This window comes from Phaeobacter sp. G2, assembly GCA_025163595.1.
Taxonomy (GTDB): Bacteria; Pseudomonadota; Alphaproteobacteria; order Rhodobacterales; family Rhodobacteraceae; genus Pseudophaeobacter.
Window position 1 is genome coordinate 319,326 of sequence record CP104100.1, and the last position, 13,746, is coordinate 333,071.

The 13,746-nt window shown below is 58.7% G+C and carries 15 protein-coding genes; 10 read left to right on the forward strand and 5 right to left on the reverse strand.

Annotation, left to right across the window (positions count from 1 at the left end; translation table 11 throughout):
• Positions 1-14 precede the first annotated feature (14 nt).
• Entirely contained in the window at positions 15-641 is a 627-nt protein-coding gene (locus N1037_01550) for a LysE family translocator (protein UWS79732.1), read from the forward strand.
• Between the two features lie 66 nt (positions 642-707).
• Here N1037_01550 and N1037_01555 read toward each other — a convergent pair whose 3' ends face one another.
• Positions 708-1,295 carry a lytic transglycosylase gene (locus N1037_01555; protein UWS79733.1) on the reverse strand — a complete coding sequence of 196 codons (588 nt, stop codon included), beginning with the start codon at positions 1,293-1,295 and terminating at the stop codon, positions 708-710.
• Positions 1,296-1,355: 60 nt separating this feature from the next.
• Entirely contained in the window at positions 1,356-2,243 is an 888-nt protein-coding gene (locus tag N1037_01560; GenBank protein ID UWS79734.1) for an AEC family transporter, read from the reverse strand.
• A gap of 85 nt (positions 2,244-2,328) precedes the next feature.
• Here N1037_01560 and hspQ point away from each other — a divergent pair, with 85 nt between their 5' ends.
• On the forward strand, positions 2,329-2,655 hold the full coding sequence (gene hspQ, locus N1037_01565) for a heat shock protein HspQ (protein UWS79735.1): 327 nt from the start codon (positions 2,329-2,331) through the stop codon (positions 2,653-2,655).
• A 245-nt stretch (positions 2,656-2,900) separates the two neighbouring features.
• Here the strand turns inward: hspQ and N1037_01570 are convergent, their stop codons facing one another.
• The 3 genes from N1037_01570 to N1037_01580 form a co-directional block, all read right to left on the reverse strand.
• Positions 2,901-4,478 (reverse strand): gamma-glutamyltransferase family protein, encoded by a 1,578-nt coding sequence (locus tag N1037_01570; protein ID UWS79736.1) that lies wholly within the window; start codon positions 4,476-4,478, stop codon positions 2,901-2,903.
• Positions 4,479-4,810: 332 nt separating this feature from the next.
• Positions 4,811-5,248 carry an ATP-binding protein gene (locus N1037_01575; GenBank protein UWS79737.1) on the reverse strand — a complete coding sequence of 146 codons (438 nt, stop codon included), beginning with the start codon at positions 5,246-5,248 and terminating at the stop codon, positions 4,811-4,813.
• Between the two features lie 43 nt (positions 5,249-5,291).
• On the reverse strand, positions 5,292-5,630 hold the full coding sequence (locus N1037_01580) for an STAS domain-containing protein (protein ID UWS79738.1): 339 nt from the start codon (positions 5,628-5,630) through the stop codon (positions 5,292-5,294).
• A gap of 100 nt (positions 5,631-5,730) precedes the next feature.
• On the opposite strand from N1037_01580, the gene N1037_01585 reads away from it, so the two are divergent.
• From N1037_01585 to N1037_01620, 8 genes are all read left to right on the forward strand, one after another.
• Positions 5,731-6,903, forward strand: a complete 1,173-nt coding sequence (locus N1037_01585; GenBank protein UWS79739.1) for an acetyl-CoA C-acyltransferase — start codon at positions 5,731-5,733, stop codon at positions 6,901-6,903.
• Between the two features lie 96 nt (positions 6,904-6,999).
• Positions 7,000-7,455, forward strand: coding sequence for a GAF domain-containing protein (locus N1037_01590; GenBank protein UWS79740.1), 456 nt, complete (start codon positions 7,000-7,002; stop codon positions 7,453-7,455).
• Between the two features lie 233 nt (positions 7,456-7,688).
• Positions 7,689-8,258: an XRE family transcriptional regulator gene (locus N1037_01595; protein ID UWS79741.1), complete on the forward strand. Its 570-nt coding sequence runs from the start codon at positions 7,689-7,691 to the stop codon at positions 8,256-8,258.
• Between the two features lie 3 nt (positions 8,259-8,261).
• Positions 8,262-8,891 carry a LysE family translocator gene (locus N1037_01600; GenBank protein ID UWS79742.1) on the forward strand — a complete coding sequence of 210 codons (630 nt, stop codon included), beginning with the start codon at positions 8,262-8,264 and terminating at the stop codon, positions 8,889-8,891.
• Positions 8,888-9,271: a GFA family protein gene (locus N1037_01605; GenBank protein ID UWS79743.1), complete on the forward strand. Its 384-nt coding sequence runs from the start codon at positions 8,888-8,890 to the stop codon at positions 9,269-9,271. The genes N1037_01600 and N1037_01605 overlap by 4 nt, the downstream gene beginning before the upstream one ends.
• Positions 9,272-9,286: 15 nt before the next feature.
• Positions 9,287-11,734 carry an FAD-dependent oxidoreductase gene (locus N1037_01610; protein UWS79744.1) on the forward strand — a complete coding sequence of 816 codons (2,448 nt, stop codon included), beginning with the start codon at positions 9,287-9,289 and terminating at the stop codon, positions 11,732-11,734.
• Positions 11,735-11,811: 77 nt separating this feature from the next.
• Positions 11,812-12,705, forward strand: coding sequence for a homocysteine S-methyltransferase family protein (locus tag N1037_01615; protein ID UWS79745.1), 894 nt, complete (start codon positions 11,812-11,814; stop codon positions 12,703-12,705).
• 29 nt (positions 12,706-12,734) lie between these two features.
• Positions 12,735-13,742 carry a helix-turn-helix domain-containing protein gene (locus N1037_01620; protein ID UWS79746.1) on the forward strand — a complete coding sequence of 336 codons (1,008 nt, stop codon included), beginning with the start codon at positions 12,735-12,737 and terminating at the stop codon, positions 13,740-13,742.
• Positions 13,743-13,746: the final 4 nt, after the last annotated feature.

The window sequence follows — 13,746 nt, forward strand, 5'->3', positions numbered from 1 at the left end:
TGACGGAGGAAAAAATGTCATTTGAAGCTTGGCTGGCATTTACGTTGATATCTGCTGCAAACATCATAACACCAGGTCCTGCGATCTTGAATACGATCCGACGGGCCGCGCAACTTGGCTTCAAACAATGCCTGCCGACGATTGCTGCAAACGCGGCCGGTCTCGCTGTCGCGGGTTTTGCATGTGCGTTCGGCGTCGCCGCATTTGTTCTTGCCTCTGAATGGTTGTGGTTCCTGTTTCGCTGGGCGGGGGTTCTCTATCTTGCCTATTTGGGGCTGCGCCTGATTTTTGTCCGCGAAACGCTTGACCTTGGCCAGTCAGCATCCGCGCCACCATCCGTATCGACCCGGACATTGTTTCTGGAGGCGTTCACTCTGGCCGTGTCCAATCCCAAGGCGGTTCTTTTTTATGTGGCGATCTTTCCGCAAGTCATTCAGCCGGACGCGCCAGCCGGGCCGCAGGCGCTGGTGCTGGTGTCCACCTATTGTGCGATATCCCTCGCCTCGCTGACGACCTACGCGGCACTTGCCGGGCTATTGCGCGCACGGCTGCTGACCCAGTCCAGATACCGAGGGTTTCGGATTTTGTCTGGGATGCTGCTTCTGGGGTTTGCCGGAAAGCTGGCAAAAGAAGTTCGCTAGATATCAGGCGCCGAGCTGCCGTTCTAAGCAATGCGGAGAACGACAGCCTGGTGTGTGTGACCTAGATCAGCGGGCGCGACGGCAGGTGGCAAGCTGGGCCTGGTACATCTGCGAGCGGGCTTCGACCTTGCTGGCGACCCGCAGCAGCCAGCTTTTTGCTTTGTAGGTTCCGCGTGCATAGCCGGTGTGACCGTCGTGATAGGCTAGGTACTGGTTGCGCGCGTCATAAAGCGGGATGCTGTTCTTCTCGAGGCTTTTGTTCATATACCAGCCCATAAAATCGGTGGCATCCTCGATCCGGTCGCGTTTGGCGCGGCGCCGTCCGGTGTCGCGTTTGTAATCCTCCCAGGTGCCGTCCAAAGCCTGGCCATAGCCATAGGCGCTGGATTGCCGCCCCATGGGGATCACCCCCAGCAGGTATTTATGGGGGGTGCGGGCATTACCACGGAACGCGCTTTCTTGATGGATGGTGGCCATTTGCACATGGATGGGCACGCCCCAGCGGCGCTCGGTGGCGCGAAAGGCGTGCAGGTATTTGGGCCGCTCCTTGATGATGGCGCACGCGTTTTCCAGATTGCGGGGTGGGGTATTGGGACCACCTCCGCAGGATGCGACAACCAGAAGAAGGGCGAGTACGACGATGATTCTGCTCATTGCCTCTGCCTATTCGTTATATTTTTTTGTCATTCTAGCCTGTTTGGCCATCCGTGAAAATCACAAATCAATCAAAAGTGACAGCACCAGCGGCAGGGCCGCAATCGCCATCAGGGTCGAGACCACCACCAGCCCGGCAACCGCTTCTGCATCAGCACCGAATTTTTCGGCCAGCAGATAGGAGGTGACGGCGACGGGGGTGGCCAGTTGCAGGACCAACACGCCAAAGGCGATCTGGTCGAGGCCAAAGGCCCAGCCCAACCCCCAGCCAATGGCGACACTGGCGATGAGCTTGGCAAGAGACAGCAAAACCGCCAGCCCAGTTTTGCCCGGTGTCAACCGTGCGATGGCCACGCCCAATGTGATCAGCATCAAGGGGATGGCCATTTGGCCAATGAGATCCAGCGCATTGGTCAAGAATTTGGGGGTCTGCCAGTCTTGCCACAAAAACAGCGCGCCCAGCAAAGTGGCCCAAACCATTGGTTCGCGCAGGGCCTTGGCGCCGCCGCCCTTGCCCGCCACCAAGGACAGGCCGAGGGTAAAGGACAACACCGCCGATACGGCCAACATCACCACCGCATAGCCAAGGCCCGCCTCGCCAAATGCAAACAGGGCCAAGGGGATGCCAAGATTGCCGGTATTGCCAAAAATGAAAGGTGCCAGATAGGTTTGCCGGTTCAGGCGACCCGTTTTGATCAGCACCGAACCCACCAGGGCGAGCAATACATGGCCCAAAATGGCAGCAATAACAAAGACCCCAAGCGCAGACTTGTCGAGCTCGGTTTTCATCAAGGCGGTGAAGATGAGTGCCGGGACCGCAAGGGTCATAGCGAGCCGGGTGACAAACTGAATGCGGTATTCAAATCCCAGTTTCACCCAGGCAAAACCAACGCCCGCGAGCAGGAAAACGGGGGCGGTAATTTCAAGCACTGTTAAGGCCAGGTTCACAGACTGTTTCCTCGAAAATTTGTCTCAAGAGTTGGACATCTGCCAGTGTTTCACGTTAGTAACAAGTCACGGAGACAGTCTGCCAATGCTAAGAACACGTGCAAAATATAATCTGGGACAGGTTGTCCGTCATCGAAAACACCCGTTTCGCGGTGTGGTCTTTGACGTCGATCCAGAGTTCGAGAACACGGAAGAGTGGTATGAAGCCATTCCCGAAGACAGCCGTCCGGTGCGGGATCAGCCGTTCTACCATCTGCTGGCAGAGAATGATCAGACCTACTATGTGGCCTATGTCTCTGAGCAGAATCTGGTCGCGGATTATTCCGGTGAGCCAATCAGCCACCCGGACTTGCCAGAGATGTTTGATCAGTTTGATGGGGCGGCCTACGCCTTGCAGTATCAGCTCAACTGAACGTCCCCGGATCGACGATCCGTTTTTCTATCACTCGTTTTGAAACCTGGCTCCGGCTGTGGTCCCCCCTCTTCTCGGGCGGGTTCTGATACAGGTCGCGCTAGGCCGACCTGACAGGTGTTTTGCTGGGCTTCTGACTGGCAATTTCACGACTGGCAATTGCACGGGTGTTTTACCCGCACCGACCCCCAGGTCTGGCGCGGGTGCGCGTTTTTCAATACGTCTTGGTCAACGGCCCGCTGGCCTCAATAGCCGAGGGCGCAGCCATCCTTGCGCGGGTCGCTGCCGCCTTCCAACAGCCCATCAGGGTGGATCTTGATCGCCTGAGCGCCGCCAATGGCGGTGTCCGGGATTTCAACCTTATGACCCAGATCGCTCAGGTCTTGCCGCGTTTGATCGCTGTAGCCCTGTTCAACTTTGAGAACGCCGTTATCGGAGAAGCTGCGGGGGGCATCAATTGCGGTCTGCGCATCCATGCCAAAGTCCTGCAGGTTGGATACAAACCGGGCATGGCCATTGGGTTGATAGGCCCCACCCATCACCCCAAAGGGCATCATCACCCGTCCCTGATGCCGGAGCATGCCTGGGATGATTGTGTGCATTGGGCGCTTGCCACCTGCCAATTCGTTTGGGTGCCCCTGCTGAAGGCTAAAGCCGGCGCCCCGGTTTTGCAGCAGGATGCCGAATTTCTCAGAGGCAAGGCCCGAGCCAAAGCCATGAAAGATCGAGTAGATCAGCGAGACTGACATGCGATCTTTGTCCACCACGGTGATATAGATGGTGTCTTTGTGGATGGCTTCGGTAAGCGGAGCGGCAGCAGCCATGGCGCGCTTTGGGTCAATAAGCGCAGCAAGCCGGCTGGCTGTTTCGGGCGACAGCATATGGTCGAGCCGCTGCATATGCGCCGGGTCAGCCAGAAACCGGTTGCGTGCATCATAGGCCAGCTTGGCGGCTTCGGCCTCGATATGGGCGCGTTGGGCGCCCAGAGGGTCCAGGGCTGCGATGTCAAAATGTGAGAGGATATTGAGCATCAGCAAGGCGGTCGCCCCCTGACCGTTGGGGGGATGCTCAACCAGATCAACGCCTTTGTAGTTGGCCGAAACCGGGGTGACCCGGTCGCAGGCGGCGGCGGAAAAATCTGCCACCTGGTGGGTACCTCCCGCGGCCTGAAGTGTCGCAACCATGTCTTCGGCGATTTCACCGGTGTAAAAGGCATCGCGGCCATCGCGCGCGATGCGGCGCAGGACTTCGGCCTGGCCGGGGGCACGAAAGATCTGGCCAACCTTCGGAGCCTTGCCATCAAAGAGGTAGGCCTCGCGGGCCGTGCCCTGCAGGGTGGCGGCATCATTTGCCCAGTCAAAGGCAACACGTGGCGCCACCGGGACGCCAGTTTCTGCATACTGAATGGCTGGGGCAAGCAGGGCATCCAGGCCAAGCTTGCCTTCGGTTTCCGCGAGATGGCAGAAGGTCTCGATCGCGGTGGGAATGGTGACGGCATCGGCGCTTTGCAACGGGACGCTGGTCAGGCCCTGATCCCGCAGTGCCTGGGCCGTGGCACCTGTCGGCGCCCGCCCCGAACCATTCACCGCCTGAATTTCATCGCTGTCGCTGCGCGAAAAGAGCACAAAGCAATCGCCGCCAATCCCGGTCATTTGTGGTTCGCATATGCCGAGAAGAACAGCCCCGGCAATGGCGGCATCCATGGCGTTTCCGCCGCGTTTCAACACATCAATAGCAGCGCCAGCTGCCAGCGGGTGCGAGGTTGCACAGAGACCGTTCTGGGCAAAGACGGCAGAACGTCCGGGAGATTGAAAGTTGCGCATTGACCACTCCTGTTAGGCTGCCCGGCAAAGTAGTGACCCTGATTGAAATGACAATGAGATTTTGTGATTCCGCCGGGTGATACGCAGCCCTGCGGGGCGCAATCTGGGAGGTCTGGACTGAGGAGGAGGATTGTCCCTGGCGTCGTACGATCGGTGGGGGCTTGGATGTCCGACGCCAGGAGAAGCTATGTCAGCTACGGGTTAATCAATGCCTGAGACCTGGGGCGAGAGTGGGCCGGAAATGTGGTGCTTTTGCGGCGCAGGTTCGCCCCGTGCCCCGCTCTTGTGTGATCCAATGATCTGAGCTGAGGCTTGCTTGTATGGCTCATCAGCTAATTTTGTTTGGCCTGCATATCAAAAAACAGCGACAACTGGTTGCTGTCGGCCTGTCTTTCGTAGTGCAGGCGACAGGTTAGCGCACGAATAAGATGCCAGCCAAATCCCCCCTCCGGTAGCGTCTCCATGGGGCCGCTGATATCAGCGGGCAGGCCGACTGGCAGCTCGCCGTTGGGCAGCGGAGGGCCGGTGTCGCTGATGCAAATTTGTAGTTCGTCCGGCGACAGATCGCATTGGATATAGATTTCGCCGTCTGAGAGGTCAGAATAGGCGTGCTCTACGATGTTGTTGACAGCTTCTGCCAGGGCTATTTGCACATCTCCGGCCCGGTTCACCGGCAGATCAATATCGCGCAGTTGTTGCATCACCGCCGAGATACAGGATCTGGCGCCTTGTTCGGTTGCTTTGAACGAACATGCAAAAGTCTCAGCCATTCATTTCTCGCTTCCCGCCCCTATGCGGTCGGTTGGACAGAACTCAGGTGTTATTTGCACTGACAGCGTCATTCAAAGAGGCGTAGAGATTGAAAATTGTATCCATGCGGGTCAGGCGAAATACTTTTTCTACCATTGGTGTGGGCCCAGCCAGGTCCAGACGGCGGTCGCGCCCCAATTGCTTCATGGCGGCGACAATGGCGCCCAATCCGCTGGAGTCGATGAACTGTACCAGTGACAGGTCCAGAATGACGCGGTCAGGTCCGCTTTCGGTCTCTGACCGCATGTCTTCTTTGAATTGAATTGCCATGGCTGCATCGATGCGATCCGCATTTACAGTCACAATTTGTGCACCATTGGCCTCTGTACTTGTCAGGCTCATAGTGATCCCCCAGGAAAGTTGTCTCAACGTATTTATACCAGTCTAGACCTCAATCCTTAGCATTCAGTATGTTTATTGGCGACGATTGGAGGAATATCTGATGAAAAATGTTGTGATTGCCGGCGCGGCGCGCACCCCTATGGGTGGATTTCAGGGGGTCTTTGAAGCCCTGCCCGCATCTGAGCTGGGCGGGGTCGCCATCAAGGCGGCGCTGGAAGGGGCCGGCGCCAAGACCGTTGATGAGGTGCTGATGGGCTGCGTTTTGCCAGCAGGACAGGGCCAGGCGCCCGCACGGCAGGCAGGTTTTGCCGCCGGGCTTGGTGAAGAGGTTCCGGCAACCACGCTCAACAAGATGTGTGGCTCGGGCATGAAAGCGGCAATGATCGCCTATGACCAGATCGCCCTGGGACAAACTGACACGGTTGTTGCTGGCGGTATGGAGAGCATGACAAATGCGCCCTATTTGCTGCCAAATCAGCGTAGTGGCGCGCGAATCGGGCATGGCCAGGTCATTGACCACATGTTCCTGGATGGGCTGGAGGACGCCTACGACAAAGGCCGCCTGATGGGCACCTTTGCCGAGGACTGCGCCGAACATTACCAGTTCACCCGTGAAGCACAGGATGACTATGCGCTGAAGTCGCTCTCCAATGCTTTGGCTGCGCAAGAAAGCGGAGCTTTTGAGGGTGAAATTGCCAGTGTTACGATGAAAACGCGGAAAGGCGAAACCACCAGCGCAGCTGATGAACAGCCCGGCAATGCCCGTCCCGAAAAGATCCCAACACTGAAACCGGCCTTTCGCAAGGACGGCACCGTGACTGCGGCCAATGCCTCGTCGATTTCCGATGGGGCGGCGGCTCTGGTTTTGGCCTCGGAAGAGGCGGCAACCACCCAGGGCCTCACTGTGCGGGCCCGTGTTCTGGGCCACGCCAGCCATGCTCAGGCGCCGGGCTGGTTCACCACTGCGCCGGTTCCCGCCGCCAAAAAACTGCTCGATTCAATTGGCTGGGCCGTAGAGGATGTCGATCTCTGGGAAGTGAACGAAGCCTTTGCCGTGGTTCCGATGGCCTTTATGCATGAAATGGGCATCAGCCGTGACAAGGTGAATGTGAACGGCGGCGCCTGTGCGTTGGGCCATCCCATTGGCGCATCGGGCGCGCGCATCATTGTGACGCTTCTGAATGCTTTGGAAAAGCGTGGGTTGAAACGCGGCGTTGCGGCGATTTGCATTGGCGGTGGCGAAGGTACGGCCATTGCCATCGAAGTGGTCTGATTTCCATTTGGACAAAAATATCCTCGGGGATGAATTGACCCGGAGGGGCAAGAGGGGGCAGAAGAGCCCCCTCTTTTGCTTTTAAAGGACCGTGACATGGCTGTGGATTACAATACCTTGTCCAAGACACTTGCCTCTCTGACCGAGGGTGAGGATGACACCGTGGCGCTGATGGCCACTGTTGCCTGCGAATTGCATCACAGCGATGATCGATTTGACTGGACCGGGTTTTACCGCGTTGTCGCGCCTGATCTATTGAAGATCGGCCCCTATCAGGGCGGCCATGGCTGTTTGCAAATCCCGTTTTCGCGCGGTGTTTGCGGTGCGGCGGCGCGCAGTGGGGAGGCGCAGCTGGTGGCGGATGTCGACGCTTTCCCCGGGCATATCGCCTGCGCCTCTTCTACCCGGTCTGAGTTGGTGCTGCCGGTGTGGAATGCGGCAGGGCAGTTGATTGCGGTTTTGGATATCGATAGCGACCAGGCAAATGCCTTTACCCTGAACGACCAGCAGCAATTAGCTGCGATTTTACAGCAGGTATTTGCCAGGGCTTAGGGGAGGCGCCCGCAAGAGGGGCTTTGCCCCTCGGCCTGCGGCCTCACCCCAAGGTATTTTTGGAAAGATGAAAGCCGAAAGGGCGCGCGCCTGTTCGCGCCGTCTTTTGGAGCCCATTGCTACGATGGGGCTGCGAGGGATGTGAAAAAAGGTTTGAAAATTTCACCGGATCGGCACATAGTGAAAAAACAGGTAAAAATTTCACCAGCATTTTGCGGAGGGAGATCTCAGCCGTGACCAGTCAAGCCCCGCAACCGGCAACTTTGGGTGCAGATATTCGAGCCCTGCGCAAGGCGCGCGGGCTGACGTTGACTGATATCGCGGGAAGACTGGATAAATCTGTTGGTTGGCTGAGCCAGGTGGAGCGGGATCTGTCAGAGCCTTCGATTTCAGATCTGCGGCAACTTGCCAGTTGTCTATGCGTGCCAATGTCGATGCTTTTTGCCCATACGGACGCTCCGGCAAATGAACATGGCTATATTGTTCGGGCGGGATCACGGCGGCCTATGGGCTCGGGCGAGGAGGGGCTGATCGAAGAGCTGCTTTCGCCTGATCTGACCGATGATTTTGAAATGGTGCATTCTACGTTTCGGCCCCATTCCAAGATGCAGAAACCGGCAGACCGTCCGACCCAGGAGGTGGGCTATATGATCGCGGGGCGGCTGGACCTTTTGATTGACCAAAAGCCCTTTACGGTTGGGCCTGGCGATAGCTTTCGCATCAAACATCAGCCCTACCAATGGGCCAACCCCTACGATGAGCCAGCCATTGCGGTCTGGGTTATCGCGCCGCCGGTCTATTGAGCGATGAGTTTTGAGGCCTGGACCATATTTGTAGTGTTCTGGGTGGTCTTTGTGACCACTCCGGGGCCAAATGCGGTGAATTGTATCAGCAATGGTATGAGTTTGCGCTTTTCCAAGGCGATGCTTGGGGTTCTGGCGATCCTGACACAGGCGGTGTTGTTTCTGGTGCTCTCGGCACTGGGAGTGACGGCCCTGATTGCCGCGTCGCCAACCGGATTTTTTGTCGCCAAACTCGTAGGCGCGGCATTTTTGATCTTTTTGGGGCTGCGCAACTGGCGCAATGCCAGCACGCCCACCCCAGCGGTGGAGCGGCCTGCGCGCCATGTCTATCTGCATGCCCTGGCGGTGGCGGTGATCAACCCCAAAAGCGTCGCTGGCTATCTTGCGGCCTTTTCCCAGTTTGTGCAGCCGGATGTGCCGATCTGGCAGCAGATGGGGGTGATCATGCCCACAGCGCTGGTGCTGACCACGCTCAGCTATACTGGTTTTACCCTGCTGGGGATGATGATGGGCAAGGCGGCGCTGAAGGCGGTGTTTAACATCTGGATCCGCCGGGGTCTGGCCCTGTGTTTTATTATCTACGGTGTGCTTCTGGGCGCCAGCAGTATGCCGCAAGCGGAGGTGATGCGATGACGGATCATGTGACCAGGGGATCCTGCCTGTGCGGCGATATCCGGTTTGAGACTGCGGCGGAGCCACAGGGGGCCTCGATGTGCCATTGCGGCCAGTGTCGCAAGCAATCCGGCGGCATCTGGTCTTCGGCCTATGTGAAGGACAGCGCGCTGACCATTTCTGGCCCTGTGCGCTGGTTTGAGGCCAGCCCACAGGCCAAACGGGGCTTTTGTGGGCGCTGTGGGTCCTCCCTGTTCTGGAAGGCCCATGACGAGGACACCACAAGTTTTGCCCTTGGCGCTGTTGCGGCGCCCACGGGGCTGAGGATCGAGAAACATATCTTTGTGCGTGACAAGGGCGATTTCTATGAGATCGCCGATGGTGTTTTGCAAAAAGACTAAGGCCGGGGAGCAAACATGTCTGATTTTCCAACCAAGGCCCGTGTGGTCATTATCGGCGGTGGCGTGATTGGCGCCTCTGGTCTTTATCATCTGGCCAAGAAGGGCTGGAGCGATTGCGTGCTTTTGGAAAAGAACGAGCTGACGGCGGGCTCTACCTGGCATGCGGCGGGCAATGTGCCGACCTTTTCGACCTCGTGGTCGATCATGAACATGCAGCGCTATTCGACTGAGCTTTATGCCCGCCTGGGAGATGAGGTCGATTATCCGATGAACTATCACCAGACCGGGTCGATCCGTCTGGCGCATTCCAAGGAGCGGATGCAGGAGTTTGAGCGCGCCTGTTCCATGGGCCGTTATCAGGGCATCGAGATGGAGATCTGGACGCCTGAGCAGGCCAAAGAGCACTATCCGTTCCTGGAAACCCATGATCTGGAAGGGGTGCTGTGGGATCCAAGTGATGGCGACATCGACCCGGCGCAGGTGACCCAGGCCCTGGCCAAAGGCGCGCGCGACATGGGGGCTAAGATCATCCGCTTTTGTCCCGCCACTGGCGTCACCCAGAAGGCAGACAAGACCTGGATCGTTCATACCGAGAAGGGCGATATCGAATGTGACTATGTGGTCAATGCTGCGGGGTATTACGCCCAGCGCGTCGGCGAATTCTTCAAACCCTATGGTGGGCGCACAGTGCCGATGATGGTGATGTCGCACCAGTATCTGCTGACCGAGCAGATTGATGAGGTAGAGGCCCATGTCAAACAGACCGGTAAGAAGCTGCCGCTGATCCGCGATGTGGATGTGTCTTACTATCTGCGCCAGGAGAAGAACGGCTATAACCTTGGGCCCTATGAACCCAACTGCCGGGGTCATTGGATGACGGATGATGACCAGATGCCGGAGGATTTCTCCTTCCAGCTTTGGCAGGATGATCTGGACCGGATCGAGGATATCGTTACCGATGCCATGGCGCGGGTGCCGTTGATGGCAACCTCCGGGGTCTCCAGCGTTATCAATGGCCCGATCCCCTATGCGCCCGATGGCCTGCCGCTGCTTGGCCCAATGCCCGGTGTCGACAACGCCTTTGAGGCCTGCGTCTTTACCTTTGGCATCGCCCAGGGCGGCGGCGCCGGCAAGGTTCTGGCGGAATGGATTGTCGATGGTCAGACCGAATGGGACATGTGGTCGGTCGATCCGCGCCGTTACACCGATTATACCGATCAGGACTATTGCGACCAGAAAGGCATGGAAGTTTACGGCAACGAATATGCCATGCACTTCCCCCACCACGAATGGCCTGCTGCGCGGGACAAAAAGGTCAGTCAGGTGCATGGGCAACTCAGGCAACTGGGGGGGCAAATGGGCGCTTACAACGGTTGGGAACGGGCCAATTGGTTTGCCAAAGACGGGGATGATACCTCTGAGGCTGCTACCCATACCTGGGGTCGCTCCGGCCCCTGGCAGCAGCGCATCAAGGAAGAGTGCGAAGCGGTGCGGGACGGGGTTGGCGTCTTGGACCTGCCGGGCTTTTCGCGCTTTAATCTCGAAGGGGAGGGCGCGGCTGAGTTTCTGCGCGGTCTGGTCACCGGCGGTCTGCCCAAGGTGGGCAGGATGAACCTGGTCTATTTCTCCGATGATCGCGGCCGTATTCTGACGGAAATGTCCTGTCTGCGTCACGGCGAGGATCACTTTACCATGATCACCGCAGGATCGGCCCAGTGGCACGATTTTGATGTGCTGAAAAAGGCACTGCCGACCGGGCTGACGCTGAGCGACCGCACCACCGAATTTGCCACTATGATCGTCACCGGGCCAAAATCACGCGACCTGTTTGCCGATATCTCTGACGCCGATCTGTCCCTGGGTTGGTTGACCCACCAGACGGCCACGGTTGCAGGTCAGCCCGCCCTTTTGGCGCGGGTGTCCTATGCGGGTGAGCTGGGCTGGGAGGTGCATTGCACCAATAGCCATCAGGCGGCGATCTATGATGCGCTGCTGACAGGCGGAGCCAAACCCTTTGGCATGTATGCGCTGAACGCCCTGCGGATCGAAAAGGGTTACCGCAGCTGGAAAGGCGATCTGTCCACAGATTACACCCTGCTCGAAGGGGGCTTGGGGCGTTTTGTCAAACTCGACAAGCCACAGGAGTTCCCCGGCAAGGCGGCGATCCGCAGTGAGCTGCAGCAGGGACCAAAAAAGGTCTTTGTGACGCTGATTGTGGAGGCAGGCGAGGCTGATGCACCCTATATGTCCTGTATCTGGAAAGATGGGGAAATTGTCGGAGAGACCACCAGTGGCGACTATGGCTACCGCATCGATGCCTCGATCGCGCTGGGCATGCTGCGCCGTGACCTGGCCCTGCCGGGCACCGAGGTCGAGGTCGAAATCTACGGTGAGAAATGCCGCGCCATTGTTCAGGAAGATCAGCCCCTGTGGGATCCCACTAACGCTCGCCTGCGTGCCTGATAGGGAATACTGCCGTACAAAAGACCAAAATAATGGGGCGGCAGGCTGGTCCTGGTGCCATAAAAGAGAAGACGCTTATGCAGATCACCTTGTTGGATGGCTCGGTTGGCCAGGAAGTTGTCAAACGATCCGGGGAGCGGCCAACGCCGCTTTGGTCGGCTTCGGTGATGATGGATCAGCCGGATTTGGTCGGCGCGGTTCATGGCGACTATTTTGCTGCCGGGGCCACCATTGCCACCACCAATACCTATACGGTGCACCGGGATCGTCTGTTGCGCGCTGGGCTGGAAGACCGCTTTGAAACCTTGCTGGACATTGCCATGGCACAGGCCAAGGCTGCACGGGATGCCCATGGGGGCGGACGCATCGCCGCTGCCTTGGGGCCGCTTGGGGCCAGCTATCGGCCTGATCTGAACATCCCGCTGCAAGAGGCAGCGCGGCTGTTTGCGGAACTGGTGCGCCTGACGGAGGACACGGCTGATCTGTTCCTGATCGAAACGGCCTCGTCACTGGCGCAGGCGCGTGGCGCCCTGATGGGTTGTTGCGCAACCTCCAAGCCGGTCTGGCTGGCGGTCTCGGTGAAGGACGATGACGGCAGCCGCCTGCGCTCGGGTGAGCCCTTGTTGGACCTGGCGCCGGTGCTTGCAGAATTCCAACCCGCCGCCGTTTTGATCAACTGCTCCCGCCCCGAGGTGATTGGCGCCGGGCTGGAGATCCTCCAACGCTTTGACCGCCCATTTGGGGCCTATGCCAATGGCTTTACCGGCATCACCGACGGTTTCCTGCAAGAGGCGCCTACGGTGGACGCGTTGCAGCAGCGGCAGGATCTGGGGCCGGCTGAATACGCGCAGTTTGTGATGGGCTGGGTGGCCATGGGCGCCACGATTGTGGGCGGCTGCTGCGAGGTTGGCCCCGGCCATATTGCCGAGCTGGCCCACCAGCTGCGCGCGGCCGGACACGAGATCATCTAATCTGAGATCTGCAAACGGGGAGGCGTGACATGACACAGCAAAAGGCGACAGGCGCTCCGACCTCCCCGCCGCGCGTCTGGACGGTGGATATTCTGCTGGCCGAGGGCTTTGTGCTGACAGAACTGTCCGCCGTGGCAGAGACCCTGCGCATCGCCAACCGAGTGTTGGCGCAACCGCCGTTTCGGATCTGCTATCGCTCGGCACAGGGCGGGCAGCTGTCCTGCCGGGCGGGGCTGCTGGTCGATACCGATCCTTATATTGATCGCCCCGATGCGGATTTTGCCTTTGTTCTGGGCAATACCGACCCGGACCACCCGGCGCTGTCCCTGGGGCGGGTGCTGCAAGGCTACACCAGCCGGGGGGCGCGGGTCTTTTTGTTGGCAGAGGCCGCCGCGCGCTATCTCAAAGATCAAGGCAGGGGCGGGGCCACCCATTGGGAAAATGCCGCGCTGCTGCGCGAACGTCAGGGCCTGTTCGAGGCCAGCCACGCGCTGGCCAGCGAGGATGGCCCAATCATCACCTGTGCCGGAATGGGGGCCACCACTGATATCGTGCTGGCCTTGATTGGGCGGCTCACCTCGGCGGCCGCACAGGTCAGCGTCGCCAATATCATGCTGCATGAACAGGTGCGGGACTATTCCTCCTTGCAGCCTTTCTCTGGGGCCAGACCGACGATCACTGGCGACCGGGATCTGGACCATGCCATCCGTCTGATGCAGGCCAATATCGAAGAGCCACTGCCCATTGGTGAGATCGTGGCGGAGCTGGGGGTTTCGACCCGATCGCTGGAGCGCAAGTTCAGGACCTATCTGGCCACCACCCCCAATGGGTTCTACCGGGAAATGCGACTGAACAAGGCCAATAACCTGCTGCTCAATACCACCATGAGCGTGCGCGAAATTGGCCTGGCCTGTGGGTTTCAGAACGGATTTTCCACCCTGTACAAATCGGTCTTTGGAATCACCCCCTTTGCGCTGCGCAAGCGTCGCCGCCTGGGGGCAGATCAGTCGCCGGATTTTCAAAACCTCGGAGAATAGCCCT